The following is a 1,483-nucleotide window of genomic DNA, read 5'->3' as shown; positions in this document are numbered from 1 at the left end:
ACTTGATTTCCTTAGTGATTACATCGAAGTACTTTATGGTGAACCCGCAGCTTATGGAGTAGTATCTAGTGTATTATCAACTAAAATTGGAATCAATGTTTTCCTTGATGGTTATCTTCCTACAGAGAATGTTAGATTTAGAGATAAGAAATTTTCTTTTGATGTTTCTTCTTCGTCTACAGATGAATTTCAGGAAGGAAGTGAAATAATGTCATATCCAAAATTGGAGAAAAAATATTCATCATTCTCAGTTTCAATTGAACCTGGTAGAGTGAGAAAAGGGGAGGTATTAGGGATAATGGGTGCAAATGCTCTTGGAAAGACTACATTAATGAAAATGATTGCAGGTGTAGAAAAACCAGATGTAGGTGAAATTGATAAAAAAATAAAAATTGCTTACAAACCACAATATCTTCAAAATGATATTGATGCTGAAGTTATTGCATTGTTAGATAAGGCAAATGGCGCTACAATTGAAGGAAGTCAGGAAGAAGAGCAAATTCTAGAGCCATTAAAAATTAAAAAACTATACAACAAATCAGTAAAGAATCTATCTGGAGGAGAACTACAGAAAATTTCTGTTGCATCGTGTCTTTTACAAAAAGTTGATCTGTATGCACTAGATGAACCATCTGCATTCTTAGATGTGGAAGATAGAATAACCATAGCAAAATTCTTACAAAAATTTGTAAGATCTTTTGGAAAAACAGCAATTGTTATAGATCACGATATACAGTTAATGGATCTCATATCAGATTCAATGATAATTTTTGAGGGAGTGTCAGGATTGTCGGGTCATGCAACATCTCCAATGCCAAAAGCAGATGCAATGAACCAATTTTTGAAATCACTTGACATGTCATTTAGGAGAGATGAAAAGTCATTGAGGCCAAGAGTAAACAAATTAGAGAGTAGATTAGACAAAGAACAAAAAAATTCAGGAAATTTCTATTACAAGAATTGACACGAATGCTAAAGAAATCATTAGAAAGTATTCTTACTTCAAAAGAAAGTCAAGAGCTTATTTCATCTTTTGATCAAATTGGAGATATAATTATAGTTAGAATTCCGGATTCATTATTATCAAAAAAAGAACTTATCGGTGAAACTCTATTAAATGAAGTAAAGATTGCAAAAAGTGTTTTTTATCAATCATCTCCAGTTGAGGGAGATTTCCGAACCAGAAATCTAGAGATCATAGCAGGTGAAGACAAGACAGAAACAGAATACAAAGAATTTGGATGTAAATTTACTGTAGATGTTGAAAATGCATTTTTTTCTCCAAGATTATCTACAGAAAGGGAGAGAATTTCTAACTTGGTTCAAGATGGTGAAACTGTGGTCAATATGTTTGCAGGTGTAGGCATGTTTTCAATTATGATTGCAAAAAAGAAAAAATGTACAGTCTACAGCATAGACATTAATCCAATTGCAGCAAAACTATGTGAAAAAAATATTCTTTCAAATAAAATATCAGGGAATA

General features: G+C 31.9%; 2 protein-coding genes. Both read left to right on the top strand.

The genetic code is table 11. The annotated features are described in order from the left end of the window. Window positions 1-964 (top strand): ATP-binding cassette domain-containing protein (locus BG20_RS09545; protein WP_010194493.1); only part of this gene is annotated, 964 nt, incomplete at its 5' end. Window positions 965-969: 5 nt separating this feature from the next. Continuing rightward, the coding region (locus BG20_RS09540) for a class I SAM-dependent methyltransferase (RefSeq protein ID WP_048097207.1) at window positions 970-1,483 on the top strand (514 nt) is incomplete at its 3' end.

Origin of the sequence: Candidatus Nitrosarchaeum limnium BG20 (assembly GCF_000241145.1) — an archaeon.
GTDB classification, from domain to species: domain Archaea; phylum Thermoproteota; class Nitrososphaeria; order Nitrososphaerales; family Nitrosopumilaceae; genus Nitrosarchaeum; species Nitrosarchaeum limnae.
The sequence above is the reverse complement of the archived record's forward strand: the minus strand, read 5'-3'. Positions and strand labels throughout refer to the sequence as shown.